General features: G+C 55.6%; 8 protein-coding genes and 1 pseudogene. 6 read left to right on the top strand and 3 right to left on the bottom strand.

Translation table 11 applies throughout. From position 1 onward, the window contains the following. Positions 1-54: 54 nt before the first annotated feature. From EKM97_RS09080 to EKM97_RS09070, 3 genes are all read left to right on the top strand, one after another. Positions 55-2,103: a CocE/NonD family hydrolase gene (locus EKM97_RS09080; protein ID WP_125572089.1), complete on the top strand. Its 2,049-nt coding sequence runs from the start codon at positions 55-57 to the stop codon at positions 2,101-2,103. A gap of 665 nt (positions 2,104-2,768) precedes the next feature. Continuing rightward, a complete protein-coding gene (gene trpS, locus EKM97_RS09075; RefSeq protein ID WP_125572088.1) occupies positions 2,769-3,782 on the top strand; it encodes a tryptophan--tRNA ligase in 1,014 nt (337 codons plus the stop codon). 171 nt (positions 3,783-3,953) lie between these two features. Then, positions 3,954-4,346 carry an iron-sulfur cluster biosynthesis family protein gene (locus EKM97_RS09070; protein ID WP_125572087.1) on the top strand — a complete coding sequence of 131 codons (393 nt, stop codon included), beginning with the start codon at positions 3,954-3,956 and terminating at the stop codon, positions 4,344-4,346. Between the two features lie 449 nt (positions 4,347-4,795). Here EKM97_RS09070 and EKM97_RS09065 read toward each other — a convergent pair whose 3' ends face one another. Then, the gene (locus tag EKM97_RS09065) at positions 4,796-5,302 is read right to left on the bottom strand and encodes a hypothetical protein (protein WP_125572086.1); all 507 of its coding nucleotides are present in this window, start codon (positions 5,300-5,302) and stop codon (positions 4,796-4,798) included. Between the two features lie 363 nt (positions 5,303-5,665). On the opposite strand from EKM97_RS09065, the gene EKM97_RS09060 reads away from it, so the two are divergent. Then, entirely contained in the window at positions 5,666-6,769 is a 1,104-nt protein-coding gene (locus tag EKM97_RS09060; protein ID WP_125572085.1) for a hypothetical protein, read from the top strand. Between the two features lie 40 nt (positions 6,770-6,809). Here the strand turns inward: EKM97_RS09060 and metF are convergent. Both metF and metE read right to left on the bottom strand, forming a co-directional pair. Then, positions 6,810-7,689: pseudogene (metF, locus tag EKM97_RS09055) on the bottom strand (methylenetetrahydrofolate reductase [NAD(P)H]). Then, complete coding sequence (gene metE, locus EKM97_RS09050; protein WP_125572084.1) at positions 7,679-9,958, bottom strand: 5-methyltetrahydropteroyltriglutamate--homocysteine S-methyltransferase; 2,280 nt, start codon at positions 9,956-9,958, stop codon at positions 7,679-7,681. The pseudogene metF and the gene metE overlap by 11 nt, the downstream one beginning before the upstream one ends. A gap of 862 nt (positions 9,959-10,820) precedes the next feature. On the opposite strand from metE, the gene EKM97_RS09045 reads away from it, so the two are divergent. Together EKM97_RS09045 and pgmB are read left to right on the top strand one after the other, a co-directional pair. Further along, positions 10,821-13,532 (top strand): glycoside hydrolase family 65 protein, encoded by a 2,712-nt coding sequence (locus EKM97_RS09045; RefSeq protein WP_125572083.1) that lies wholly within the window; start codon positions 10,821-10,823, stop codon positions 13,530-13,532. A 60-nt stretch (positions 13,533-13,592) separates the two neighbouring features. Then, the gene (gene pgmB, locus EKM97_RS09040; protein ID WP_125572082.1) at positions 13,593-14,303 is read left to right on the top strand and encodes a beta-phosphoglucomutase; all 711 of its coding nucleotides are present in this window, start codon (positions 13,593-13,595) and stop codon (positions 14,301-14,303) included. Positions 14,304-14,515 lie beyond the last annotated feature (212 nt).

Raw genomic sequence — 14,515 nt, 5'->3', positions numbered from 1 at the left:
ATAGCCGTGCTTAAAGTGGCACGGCAGGTACATATGATTTAAGGAGATGCTTGGATGACTGAATTTGCTTTTTACCAGTCTGGTCTGGAATTTGGCCGCTTCCGCGCTGCGGATGGCGCCGTGCAGGTGCAGTGGGGCGACGAGACGACGTTCACGCCACTCACGGCCGCGCACAGCAAGGAACTTGCTGTGTACGGGAACATTGATTTTCTCGAAGTTCTCGGCCGCTGGCAGGAAGGCGCCTTTGATGGCCACGCAAACGACGATGCGTTCACGACCGATTGGGGTGCGCAGTACCAGCGCCGCAGTGAACACTATTGGGTTAACCGCGAGCACAAGTACCCACTGGATCTGATTGAAGATGCCGGCCAGATTGTGGGCTTCCAGGTGCCGTTTCGCGACGTGACCGCGGTGCTGGTGCAGCCGGAGTACGTTGGTCTAACGGCCATCAAGTTGTGGCAGGACGCTGGTTACAGCCAGCAGCCGCTCGCCATCGCCCAAAAGTTTGACGTGATGATTCCGCAACGTGATGGCGCCAAGCTGAGTGCCACCGTGCTGTTACCCGCAGGCGACGGCCCGTTCCACACGGTGATGCAGCGGACCCCTTATGGGCGTGAAACCTACGTGGCCATGTCGGAGCGCTACGTGAAGCGCGGTTACGCCGTTGTTTTGCAGGACGTGCGTGGCCGTGGTGATTCCGAGGGTGAATGGGTGCCCATGGTGCACGAAGAAGAAGACGGCAGCGACACGATTGACTGGATTGCGCAGCAGGACTGGAGCACCGGCCGGGTCGGCATGATTGGTGGCTCTTACGGGGGCTACGTCCAGTGGGCGGCGGCTGCCAGTGGTAACCCGCACCTGAACGCAATCGTTAGCATGGTAACCGCCGGGGGGCCATTCTCCGACACCTACTACCGGCAGGGGGCGCCGTTTGTTGCGCAAGTTGCCTGGTCTTTTGCCACCGACAGCCGGCACTTTGACGCCTCGCTGACGGATCGCGACGACTGGGACAAGCTCGACCAAATTCGCCCGCTCAAGGACATTCCAGTGGTTGGCCTCGGTCACGAGATTCCTGGCTTTTCCGCCTTCATGAAGCACAACCGTTACGACGACTTCATCGAACGCGGCGACTGGCACGCGCGCGCCGACAAAATTACGGTGCCCGCGTTCATCCAGAGCGGCTGGTATGACGATGACGGCATCGGCACGACCGAAGCGCTCGACGCCACTAAGGACTACGCGCGCGGCCAGCGCCGCATTTTGCTGGGACCGTGGCTGCACGGGGGTAACGCGCAGTACGACCTGGGGCCAACGCACCTTGGACCATACGCTGTGCGTGCCGACGTCGACTTGCTGCACCAGCAGTGGTTTGACCACTTCCTGGACGGCCAGGACAATGGCGTGAACGAAGGACCGCTGTGCGAATACTACACGGTGGGCGAAGAGGCTTGGCACATTGCCGACACCTTCCCACCAGCAGGCGCAACGCAGCGGTTGTTCTTGGATGCACCCGGTCAGTTGCGCGAAGTTGCCCCAACGGCAGCGGGAACCCGTAGCTACGACCACGATCCGGCTAACCCGGTACCGAAGCTGATTTCAGTCACCCAGAATGAATTCGAATTCCCCGCGGACTACTCGCAAGTTGAGCAACGCCCAGACGTGATTAGCTTCACGACCCCAGCACTACAAAAGGCACTGCGCATTGTTGGTCAGGTGCAGACAGACCTGTTTGCGTCATCCAGCGCGGTGGACTGTGACTGGGTCGTGCGGATTCTGGACGTCTTTCCTGACGGCCGGTCCGTGCAGATTGCTGACGGCTGTATGAACGCGAAGTTCCGTGATTCCTTGTCCAATCCCGAGTTGCTTAAACCAGGTGAGGTCTACCATTTCATTTTGAAATCACAGAAAACTTCCTATCAATTGGCAGCTGGTCACAAACTGCGCGTCGATGTGCAGAGCTCTGCCGATGGCTTCATCTTCCCGAACGACGGGACGGCGGATGGGTTTGCAACCACTGATTCCGTGATTGCCACGCAGACCGTCTACACGGGCGGCGAGCACGCTAGTTACATCAGCTTTACGAGTGATGAAGCCGTGAAATAGCTTTTCAGAAGGCACGTTGATTCGTCAGGAATGGCGAATTAGCGTGTTTTTTGTGTGGTGCATTGATTAGTATGCTTAACGAATTAGTGATTGCTGAAACAAGAAAAATGATGGCTGTGAAATAAAAAGGCGAAGCCAACAAATGCCGCTGTAGCAGCATTTGCTGGCTTTGTCGTATTCATCAGCGTTTCATTACCCGCGCAGGTATAATAGCGATAGGTCAAGCGATTGGGGTCGCTCCTCAATTTAATGGCCCAGCAGGTTTAAAGATGGTCCGCCACCCCTCAACAATCCCTGGGAACGGAGGTGGCAGCCATGGAATACTTGGAAGGACTGTGGGGTGAAGTTGGCGGTGATCAATTTCGCCGTGAGCGTGGTGTTGCTCGGTCGTGCGGCCTATTGGTTCGCACGTGCCGTTGCGGTACTAAAAAAGGCTAAGCATTAGCTTAGCCTAGCTCCACAGCCATCCTAGGTCTGCGTTTGAGGTCGTCGGGGCGAATCCGGCGGCCTCTTTTCAACGCCACTATTTTATCTGGAAATACAGATGGCGTCAACCGAGTGGCCTGAACAAGCATTTTGCTGCCCAGCGCTTCCTAATACTCGTGCTATAATAGAAACAATATGCGGCGCGCCCGCAAACACGAATAAAGGAAGTATCGCAAGACATGGCAAAGAAGATCATTTTGACCGGCGACCGGCCAACCGGTAAGCTGCACATTGGCCACTACATTGGTTCCCTGAAGAACCGCGTGGAACTGCAAAATTCTGGCAATTACGATTCCTACATCATGATTGCGGACCTGCAGGCACTGACTGACAATGCGCGCGACCCCGAAAAGATTCGGCGCTCACTGCACGAAGTTGCCCTCGACTACCTGGCCGTCGGGATTGACCCTGCCAAGTCGACCATCCTCGTTCAGTCCCAGATTCCGGCATTGTCTGAACTGACGATGTACTACCTGGATTTGGTATCCGTTTCGCGCTTGAACCGCAACCCAACCGTGAAGACCGAAATCAAGCAGAAGGCCTTCGGTGAATCTGTCCCTGCTGGCTTCCTGATTTACCCAGTCAGCCAGGCAGCGGACATCACTGCTTTCAAGGCCGACACTGTGCCAGTTGGCGATGACCAGGAACCAATGCTCGAACAGACTCGCGAAATCGTGCGGACCTTCAACCGTACCTACAACACGGACACCCTGGTTGAACCTGAAGGCTACTTCCCACCGAAGGGGAGCGGCCGCTTGCCTGGTATTGATGGTAACGCCAAGATGAGTAAGTCCCTGGGCAACGGGATTTACCTCTCCGATGACGCCGACACCGTGCAAAAGAAGATCATGAGCATGTACACTGACCCGAACCACATTCACATTGAAGATCCTGGTCAGATTGAAGGCAACGTGGTCTTCACATACCTGGACATGTTCGGGACTGACAAGGCGAAGATTGCCGAACTGAAGGAACACTACCAGGCTGGTGGCCTCGGTGACGTGAAGATCAAGCGCTACCTGGTTGACGTCATGGAAGCCGTTCTGGAACCAATCCGCACCCGCCGGATTGAGTACGCCAAGGACATGGCCAGTGTGACGGAAATGCTGAAGCAGGGTTCCGCCAAGGCGAATGAAGTCGCTGAACAGACCCTCGCTGAAGTCCGTGCCGCTATCGGTGTGAACTACTTCTAAACGCAAATATGTGCATTAAAATAGCAGCAAGCCTGATTACATCACAATCGGGTTTGCTGCTATTTCTTAACGAATAAATAAGCTGTAACTTCGTGCTTGCATTTGGATCGTCGACCAGTTACTATATAAATGTAAGCAGATGACAGATTTAGGACAATAGGAGGTAGCACTATGACAGAACTGAAGATGACTGACAAGGCAATCGCAAAGCTGCAGAAGCTCATGCCTGGTAAGACCATTTTGCTGGACATGGATGACGGTGTAGGACCATTCTCCGCTGTTGGGGTATGTTCTTTGAACACACACTTTAACATCGTGCTCGCAGCACCTAGCAAGGTTACCGCAGACTTCAACGTCGAATTGAGCTCTCCTGTTGGCCCTGTGCTGGTGAAGGACTACTCCACCGAGTACTTCGGCAACCAGCCTAAGCTTGACCTGGGGATGGGTGACATCTTCACGCTGAGTGACGAATCTGGTCTGCTTGACGGCGCCCTTGGCACCATTACCGTGGACGAAGACGCCGAAGTTGCAGCCGGCCAGAGCGGCCCTGCAGCTAACTGCTAGACGCAACTGAGCCGCGTGCCCAAAGGCAGAACCCTAACGTACAAGGCAGTGCCAACGGAAATCCTAAAATCGGGATTTTCGTCGTCACTACCTTGTACATCGGGTTCTAACCGCCCTTTGGCACAGCCTGAACTTAACTGAGAAAATTTTGCATCACGCTCCTCGTGAGCACCAACAACAATAGTGGAAGGCATCCCGTTCAGTGGCGGGGTGCCTTTTTGGTGTGAAGAGTGCACCAGAATGCGACTAGCCCTGAGCACTAACGTAAATCGCCAGCAATTCCCGTACTTTGGGAGTTGCTGGCGATTTGGGGTTTGGCGCAAGGAGCTGCATTCTGGTGCACGTTTGAGGGTCGACTCCTCACCGTAATTCCGATTGGTCAGGAGCCACTTGTACTCATCGCTTTAGCGATGTTAGTACAATGGACACCGAAGGGTCGGCCGATATTACTAATAATTGCTGCGGTAGGTTTGACCATGAACCGTGAACTGAGAGTAATCCTTGTTGAAACGCAGCCGCGTGCCATCGCTGGTGATGATCACCAGCCGGCCGTTCACAGTCTGCGACTTACTAATGTCGACCTGCGTTTTCATGCTGCGGGCAACGTAGTGCGCGAGGTAGTTATCGCGCACCACCTGCTTACGGCTGAACTTGGTGGTGCTCACGACATGGCCGGCCTTACCGGCATCAATGCCGACGCGGGTGACGGTCATGTAGTTTTTGCCAAAATGCAGCTGGGTGTTCACCAGCACGTGATCAACGCCGAGGGTGCTGGTCTTGGTGGTCGCCGCACTGGCGTTGACGTAATCCTTGCCGTAGACGGCGTTCGGGACCGGCGGCTTGCTGAAGGCGAGCACGCCCATATACGCCACGACCAGTGCGGCAATTCCCCACAGAATGTATTTGCCGATGCGCTTGGTCTGCCCCCAAGGGTTTGGTGTTGTCGTTTGCTGCATGTTGCCGCCTCCATCATGATGATGTCTCTAGTATACGGCATGCGTGCGGGCCGTTCACGAGGCTGACACGCAGATGAGGCAATCCACAGAATTCAGCTGTGAAACACGCATCCACAAGTTATTAACAGCCCGTGTGCACAAAATTGTGCACATTATCCACAAGTGCTTGTGGATATGGGGGACAATTCCACCAAATAAGCGGCAAATACACGTTCGCATGTGGATATCTAGGGTGAAGGGTGCTGTGGAACCAAAATGTGAGGTCAGCAAAATCAAGATGAGATAACGTGAGCTATTTAATCCCGTGTAGATGCGGCTAATGCTATAATTTGCGTAAGGTAAACGCTTACGGAGGATGGGCTAATGTTAATAGTGGACGTGAATGACCAAAAGGCGGTTGCGGATCACGTTGCGGCGCTGGGGGTGGTGCCGGCAGCGAATTACTTGGTGATGTACAAGCGCACGGCGGGCTGGATTGCGATGGTTGGGGCGCTCAATGCGCGCGACCCCAGTTTGCTGGACAAGCAACTAGCGGCGAATGAAGACATCTACTTGTTGGTGTTTGTCGACGGCAACCTGATTCTGCAGAATCTCGAGCAGCGGGCGGACAACGCGCCGCGGGAACTGGTTGGCGCTGATCTTAAGGATGTGGGCAGCGATGAACTGAAGGGCCAAATCCAGCTGCATTTTGTCCGCGGCAAGAAGCGTGAGAACTACTACATGTTCAAGAATGCCAAAACCCCGCGGTACCAAGATGATAACTGGGCGCATTTGCGCAGCACTCACTTTAATCATCTGGGGACGAGCAGCGGGGGGATGCGGCCGAACAGTTTGCGCCCCGCGACCCGCAAGATGCAAGGTGGGCAAGTGCCGGTATCGTCAGTTGGTAGTCGGGTCGCCGCCAAGCAGGCGACCGCAACGATGCAGACTCAGCAACCCTTGCCGGTGGTGCGCGGCGAAGACATTCCGGCGTCTGCCCGTCCCGAACGTGAATACCGAGGGCTATTTGGTGGCGGTCGCCGCCATCGGGATAAGACCGTGCGCGCGACCAAGGAGGAGACTTACCATGTGGATCCGCAGACGGGGGAGCGCCAAGTTTCTTGGCTGCGCCGCCGACTGGGCAAAATTCCCACCTGGCGCATTATTTTGTACATCGGCGTGTTTATCTTTCTGGGCGTGAGTTACACACTCGAGAACGTGGGGAGTCATGTGATTACGGGAACGGTCATTGCCAAACGTTTCGAGGCACACAGTCGGCGGCAGGATGACCGCTATGTGCGGGTGCAACTGGCCAATGGCAGGAAAATTGAAATCGAGAACAATGACACGATGATTCACGGCAAGTTCAATTCGGATGCGCTGCAGGCGAAGATTAAGAAGGGCTTGCGCTATCGGTTTGAGACGGTCGGAATTGCGAATAACGACTGGATCTCGTACAACATTGTGAAGATGAAATTGTTGAAGTAGACAAAAAGCACGCCCCGCATTTCGCGAGACGTGCTTTTCACTATGCCCGAATAATATTCCGGGTCGCTTCAATAATGCGGGCGGCCACTTCGGGGTTGTCCATGGTGTAGAGGTGGATGCCGTCAACGCCGCGGGAGAGCAGATCGACAATCTGGTCGATGGCGTAGGCGATGCCCGCATCACGCAGGGCTTCCGGCTTATCGTCGAACTTTGCGAGGACGCGCTGAAGTTTCTCTGGCAGGCGTACGCCGGCCATTTCTTCCATGCGCACTGCTTGCTTTGGGCTCATGATGGGCATAATGCCCGCTTCAATCGGTACGTTGATGCCGGCAAACCGGCAGCGGTCCTGGAACTTAAAGAAGGCGTCATTATCGAAGAACAACTGGGTGATCAGCTCGCTGGTGCCGGCGTCGACCTTGGTCTTGAGCGCCTGAATGTCGCTGAGCGCGTTCGGGGATTCCGGGTGACCTTCTGGGTAGCAGGCACCCAGCACGTTGAACGTGTCGCCGCGGCGCTTGATGTAAGCCGCGAGGTCACTGGCGTAGTGGAAGTCATCGCTGTAGCGGCCGCCCTTGGGGATGTCACCGCGCAGGGCGAGGATGTTCTCGATGCCGGCCGCCTCGGCTTCATCCAGGAAGACGTCGACCGCGTGCCTATCGAGTTGGGCGGCGGGCAGATGGACGACGGGTTCAACTTGGTAGCGGTCCTTGATGATTTTGGCGATGCCGATGGTCGCTTTGGGGGGCAGATGCGCCGCTACCGCGGTAGGTGACGGAAACGAAATCGGGATGCACTTCGCTCAGCACTTCCATGGTGGCGCAGACGCGCTTGCTGGCGCCGGCGGCTTCGATGTTGCGTGGGGGATACACTTCAAAAGAGAAGACGGGCCGGTCACGTTTAAAGAGTTCGCTAGTTTTCATGTTCAAGCTCCGCGCGGACGGTTTGGGCTGCCTTGGCGAGGTTAATCAGGCTAGCCTTAGCCTCCGGTTCCTCCCGGGTTTTCAGTCCGCAATCAGGGTTAATCCAGACATTGGCTGCCGGGATTTTGGCCAAAATTTTGTGAATCACGTCCACGATTTCCTGTTCAGATGGGACACGTGGGGAGTGGATGTCGTACACGCCAGGGCCGACTTCGGTTTCAAAGTGAGCAGCCTGCAGGGCGTCCAGCAGCGTCAGGTCGGCGCGGCTGGCTTCAAAAGAAATTACGTCAGCATCCAGCGCGTCGATTGCGGGGATGATGTCGTTGAATTCCGAGTAGCACATGTGGGTGTGAATCTGTGTCGTTGGTTGCACCTTGCTGGCAACGAGGCGGAAGGCCGGCACGGCCCAGTCGAGGTACTTGCTAAACCAGTCGGACTTGCGTAGTGGCAGCTTTTCGCGCAGCGCCGCTTCGTCAATCTGGATGATTTTGATGCCGTGCTTTTCGAGGTCGAGCACTTCGTCTTGCAGCGCGAGGGCAATCTGCTTGGTGGACAGTTCGCGGGTGATATCTTCACGGGGGAAGGACCAGTTAAGAATGGTTACGGGACCCGTCAGCATCCCCTTCATGATCTTCTTGGTCTGGCTCTGCGCGAAGACGGAAGTTGCGACTGTGATTGGTTCGCGGCGGGAAACGTCACCCCAGATGATGGGTGGCTTCACGGCGCGGGTACCGTAGGACTGCACCCAGGCGTTCTGTGTGAAGCGGAAGCCGTCGAGGTGTTCACCGAAGTATTCCACCATGTCGTTGCGTTCGAATTCACCATGGACGAGCACGTCGATGCCGATTTCTTCCTGGAACTTGATCCAGCGCTTGGTTTCCTCTTCGTTGAAGTGGTCGTACTGCTCACGGGTGATTTCGCCCTTGCGCAGCTGCCGGCGGTTCTTGCGCACGGCCGGAGACTGCGGGAAGCTACCGATGGTTGTGGTTGGCAGCAGTGGCAATTTGAACTCGTCCTTTTGAATGGCCAGGCGCTCCTTGCGTGCTGGCAAGCGGGTGTAATCCGCTTCCGTCAGTGCGGCAATCTTGGCGTTGAGCGTGGCGTTTTCTTCGTAACGCGGCTTGCTGAAGAGTTCAGTGTTGGCCGTGTAGAGCGGGTTGTGCAGGTCACTGTCCAGAATCTGCCGCAGTTCGCTCAGTTCAGTCAGCTTTTCTTCAGCGAAGGCCAGGTAGCGTTTCTCATTTGCAGCAAGCTTATCTTCAAAACGCAGGGTGTAAGGAACGTGCAACAGTGAGCAAGAGGTGCTGAGCACGATTGGGGCGTCTGTCCGCTTCTTGATACCGTCGATCGTGCTGAGGGCCTTGGCGTAGTGCGCCTTCCAGATGTTCTTCCCATTGATGACGCCGGCAAAGAGCGTCTTGTCGGCTGGAAACTTGACGTTCTCCAGCAGTTCAAGGTTCTTGCGGCCTTCCACGAAGTCCAGGCCAATCCCGTCAAAGTCGAGAGTAGTGACTAGGTCCAGGGAGTCGCGCAGGTCGCCAAAGTAAGTCTGCAGTAGCACCTTGAGCTCGCCTTTGCTTGCCAAAATGCCGTCGTAAAGCTGCTTGAAGAGCTTAAGGTCAGCAGGCGTCTGGTCGTAAACCAATGCGGGTTCGTCAATTTGAATCCAGTCGGCGCCGAGTGCAGCCAGCTTGCTCAGAATTTCACTGTAGGACTTGATGAGCGCAGCGGTGAAGTCGGCAGGCTTGGTGCCGTCGATAAAGCGGCCCAAGCGCAGCAAGGTGTAAGGACCGACAAGCACGGGGCGAGTCTGGATACCGAGCGCTTTAGCTTCCTGGTATTCGGCAAAAATCTTGTCGCCGTGCAGCTGAATCTTGGTGTCTTTTGTGAATTCAGGCACGATGTAGTGGTAGTTCGTGTTGAACCACTTCTTCATTGGTAGGGCCTTCACGTCACCATCGACGCCCTGGTAGCCGCGGGCAAGGGCAAAGTATTCGGCCAGAGCCGGCAAGTGCAAGTCTTGGTAGCGCTGGGGGATGATGTTTAGCAGGTAAGCGGCGTCGAGGGTTGTGTCAAAAAATGAGAAATCATTGCTTGGAATCTGATCGATGCCGGCGTCTTTAACAACTTGCCAGTGGCGGGCGCGTAATTCGCGGGCGGTCTGCTGTAAGTCAGCTTCCGTGATTTTGTTCTTAAAGTACTTCTGCGTGGCGAACTTGAGCTCACGTTTTTCACCAATACGGGGGTAACCAATAATTGTTGTCGTCATAATTCTGCTCCTTAAGTTTAATGTGGCGTGCAGTCGTATAATAGAAGAAACGGTGCGGTAGGATGAAAAAGCGCCCCTGACTCGCCATAGCGAGCCAAGGGCGCTTGTGCGCGGTACCACCTTGGTTGAGGCTGCGTCGTGGGGATGATCTGACCCGGTCAGCTAAGGCGTCGGCGGTAAGAATCCCAGTTTTAGGATTCTTGCCGCCGATGACTTAGATTTCTAGGGCCTGTCCTCAGACGCGCGACTATGAGGCTGCGACTGAGGGCGGTTTGGTTCCGATATACAAGGTGGAACCGGTGGAAATCCCGCACTTAGGATTTCTACCGGGGCCGCCTTGTATGTTAGGAACCAGCCCTCAGACGCGCGACTGCGAAGTAAGGTGAATGTACCGACACGTTACCCCGTAGCTGCCTCTCTCATGGACTGTAACAAAAGGCGTTTGGAGTGAAATCCTAACCGCCTTTTGTCACAGCCTCGCGCGATAATGGGCGCACCCATTCCGGCTTGGCTTGGCCTCACCGAATTGGCAATGTTCGGACCATCTTCGGGGGCGGCTGCTGCAAACTTGCAGCGCGTGGTTTGCTCTCTGAAAGCAGCCGGTTCCCTTACTCATCCGAACGCCGTTTCTTATGTTGCCATTACTATAAAGCGTCCCGAACGTCTGGTCAATGGATTCGGCTATCGCTAATTTAAGTGGCTAGCTATAGTTAACGCCTATATTAACGAACGGGGCGTTTATGCGGTGACTATTGCCGTAATGAAGAACAAATTCTTTTAGCACTCTAATGTGTGATTTGCTAAGCAGTGCATTAAAAGTTAACATAATCATGGAGACATTTCTAAAGGAAGTGCAGAACTAGTGCAGATTATTTCACTAAAAACGAATGCGAACGGTTTGCAGGCGCAAACAGAAATTGACGGTCAGCGGCAGGGAACAGAGCTTGACCTGCCTTTTGACCGTCAGGCGAGTCTGGCGACTAACTTAAAACCGTTGGCCAAATTGTGCGGTGCGGAGACTGCGGCGATTGTTGTGGAGAACCCGCTCCACTATGAAGCCAGCGACACGATTGTCGAGGCGGCAGGTCAGCGCTTTGACCTGGGCTTGCAGCTGATGGACATGCTGAATGTCCCCGTTCTGAGTCGTAGTGCGCTCAACCAAGCCGGTCTTCACGGCGCCGTAGTGCGCAAGCAAAATTATGCGTCCTGGCACCTTGATTACTTTGGGATGAGTCGCGGTAAGCGTAACCTCGGCCAAGAAGCAATGCTGACGGTTGGCAACGGCTTTATCGGTCTGCGCGGTGCCTATGTGGAGAGTCACGCGGATGATAACAATTATCCAGGCATGTACGTTGCCGGTGTTTACAACCAGACAACCACGCCCGTTGCTGGTCGCGACGTGACGAATGAGGACCTCGTCAATATGCCCAACGCCCAGTACCTGAGCTTCAGCCTGGATGACGGCCCAACTTTTGCCGCGGATCAGCAGTCGGTGCGCGACGTGTACCGGAGCCTGGATTTGCGGACCGGTCAGCTCACGACCAGCATGGTGGTGCAGCTCGCCGATGGCCGGCAGATGCGGGTGCGTAGCTTCAAGGCGGCGGACATGCAGCAGTGGCATCGTTTTGCGATTCGCTACGAGCTGACGCCGCTGAACTTCTCCGGTGAACTCACCGTGCATGCCGGCATCGACGGCAGTGTCATCAACGGTAACGTTGATCGCTACCAGCAGTTTGACCAGCACCACCTGGACCAGTTGACCTTTAGTGCCGACGGTAATCTGGGCTTGGTGCGTGGGCAGACACGGACTAGTCACGTGCAGTTTGCCATCGGTACCAAGCTTACCCAGACGGGGAGCGACTTGCGGCACGTGGTGGAAAACCAAATCGGCAGTGACCGGCTCGACCAGCTGGTGCACCTCGACGCCCAGCAAGGCGTGCCCTACACCTTTGAGAAGAGCGTGGCGGTTTACACGAGCTTAGAAACCCCAACGCAGCCGCTTGTCGACATGGTGCGGCGGGATCTGATGCGTTGCTCCTACAACGTGGCCTTTAGCCACAGCGCGGACTACTTCCGCAACGTGTGGGCGGAGTGCGACATCAAGATTGACGGCGACATGAACAGCCAGAAACTGACGCGCGTGAACATGTTCCACATCATGGTCTCCAGTCACGCACTGGGATCAGGCAAAATTGACGCGTCACTCGGTGCGCGCGGCCTGCACGGCGAAGCCTATCGGGGGCACGTGTTCTGGGATGAAATGTTTATTTTGCCATTTCTCAGCACGCACTACCCGCGTCTGGTGCGCGAGATGCTCAAGTACCGTTACCGGCGGCTGCCAGCTGCCCGTAAGGCGGCTAAAGCGGACGGCAAGCGCGGCGCGATGTTCCCGTGGCAGTCGGGCATGTATGGGGATGAGCAGGCGCAGCTGGTGCACCTGAACCCCATTACCCAGCAGTGGGATCCCGATAATAGCCACCTGCAGCGGCACGTGAGTCTAGCGGTGGCCTACAATGTCTGGTACTACTGCCACGTTACGGGCGATCAGCAATTCATGGAAGATTACGGTCTGGAGGTTCTGCTCGCCACCGCCCAGTTCTGGCTGAGTATGTGTGCGCAGGATGACGACGGCACGTACCACATTCGTGGCGTCATGGGCCCGGACGAGTTCCACGAGGCCTACCCAGGTAGTGATAAGTTGGGGCTGGACGACAACGCCTACACTAACATCATGGTGGCCTGGCTGTTCAAAATTTTGAAGCAGGAAATCAAAGTTGCCAAACCGCTGACGGTATCGCAACTGGACGACAAGCTGGGCATTGGTGGCAGTGACTTCAAGAAGATGGTTGCGGTCGCCCAGCATCTGAGTTTGCCGATGCAAGACGGCATTATTGGGCAGTTTGCGGGCTATTTTGACTTGGACCGCATCAACCTGTCGCACTACAAGAAGCAGTATGGCGACGTTTCGCGCCTCGACCGGATTCTGAAGGCTGAAGGCCGCACGCCAGACAGCTACCAGGTGGCTAAGCAGGCCGACGCCCTAATGGCTTTCTTTATTTTGAGCCGGCGTGATGTGAGCGGCATTATTAAGCAACTTGGTTACGACTTCAAGCCAACCGACGTGGCCAAGAACATTAAGTTCTACCTGGAGCGCACGACCCACGGTTCGACGCTCTCACGGGTGGTTTACGCGGCGCTGTGTGCCCGCAATGGCGACGAAAAAACGGCTTGGCGCTTGTTCCAGGAGGCGCTGGCATCGGATTATATCGACATTCAGGGTGGCACCACTGCCGAGGGAATTCATCTTGGCGTGATGGCGGCAACCCTGACCATCGAAACCCGCGTATTTGGCGGCTTCGATCCCCGCGGCGACCGAGTCACCTTGCGGCCGATGCTCCCCAAGCAATGGCAAAAGTTGAGCTTCAAGCAACGGGTGCGCGGCGTCGGTTATCAAGTGACAGTGACGCCGGGTGAGGTCGAGATTCGCACGGACCACGATGTGGCGGTCATGATGGGCGGCAAGGAAATTGACCTGATTGCCGGTGCGCGCAAGGTGCTTCCGATTTTGTATTAAATTGAATATTGATGACTAGATATTAGGAAAGTCTCGCTACACTAACGAAAGGATGGTTAGATGATTTCTTTTAGTAACATCAAAGGCTTTGTGTTTGATCTTGATGGTGTGATTACGGACACGGCGCGGTTTCACACGCAGGCGTGGCGGCAGGTAGCCCGCAAGGTTGGCGTCACTTGGACGCCGGAGCTGGCGGAAAAGCTAAAAGGTATCAGCCGCATGGCCTCGCTCGACTTGATTCTGCAGGCGGGCGGCAAACAGAACGATTACACAGAGGCACAAAAAGAGGCGCTGGCTGCCGAGAAGAATGCCAACTACCTAAAGTTGGTAGACACCTTAACGCCAGCCGATATTTTGCCGGGGATGGCACCGTTTTTGATTTCCGTGCACCGGCAGGGTTACAGAATGGCAATTGCTTCGGCATCGAAGAATGCGCCGCGGGTGCTACACAACTTGGGGATTAGTGCCTACTTCCCCAACATTGTTGACCCCAGCACTTTGAGCAAGGGCAAGCCGGATCCAGAAATCTTCCTGAAGGGGGCGGCCGAGATTGGGCTGCGGCCAGAGGCGTGCATTGGCGTTGAAGATGCGGCTGCCGGCGTGCAGGCTATCAAGGCTGCTGGCGAAACGGCGGTCGGCATCGGGGATGCGCACATTCTGCATGAAGCAGACATGGTGTTCCCAAGTACGAAGCAGTTGACCTTGAACAACATCATGTTGCGGATGGGCGGTCGGCTAAGTTTCAAATTGCGGCCACGGACGGCGGAATAACGCTGTTTGTCAGCGATAGCGTTGAAACTTTCATCCGCAAGGATGCTGGAATTGAAAATAGTGGGGTAGACCGAAGGTCGGGTCTGGTGCGGATTGGTTTCGCGGGCAGGAACTCCGTTAGCGGGGACCGTTCCGGCCGGCTACGCCGTCTTCCACTGGGGATATTGCCGCAAGCCCAGCGTCAATATCCCGCTCCCGATAAAATTGGCTGT

It is taken from the genome of Lacticaseibacillus songhuajiangensis, from assembly GCF_003946025.1.
GTDB lineage: Bacteria > Bacillota > Bacilli > Lactobacillales > Lactobacillaceae > Lacticaseibacillus > Lacticaseibacillus songhuajiangensis.
The sequence above is the reverse complement of the archived record's forward strand: the minus strand, read 5'-3'. Positions and strand labels throughout refer to the sequence as shown.